Raw genomic sequence first — 572 nt, 5'->3', positions numbered from 1 at the left:
GCTGGCCGTCGGTGTCGTCGCGTCCGGGTGACTGATCCGACGTGTCCGGCCGCGCGGGCCGCGGGTGCCGCGGAGAGTCGTCCGTCACCGGCGCCCGACCGGCGGCCCGGTCCTCGGGCAGGAGCCCGCGTGGCCGCGGCTGTGCCTGACCCGCGGCCGATGGTCCCGGGCCCGCCGTCGACTCATGCGTCGACACCCCCGGCGGTGCCGGGGCGAGACGCGCCGCACCCGCGACAGGCGGTTGCGGCGGCCCAGCGGACGGTTGCGCCGACCCGGCGGCCGACTGCGCGGGCGCGGCCGGCGGCTGCGAGGCCCTGGCCGGAGACTGCGGCTGCCCGGCAGGCGACAACCCAGCAGGCGACAGCCCGGCCGACTGCTGCCCGGCAGGCGCCTGCCCGGCAGGCGACTGCGACGACCTGGCTGAATGCTGCGCGGACGCGGCGGAGGGCTGCGAAGGCCCAGCAGATGGCGGCGCGGACACGGTCGACGGCGGCGTGGAGCTGGACGACGACCGCGGCAGCCCGGCCGGCGGCTGCGCGGATCTGCCTGGAGGCTGCGGGGACGCGGCGGGG

This window comes from Protofrankia sp. CiP1_Cm_nod4, from assembly GCF_982290645.1.
The sequence above is the reverse complement of the archived record's forward strand: the minus strand, read 5'-3'. Positions refer to the sequence as shown.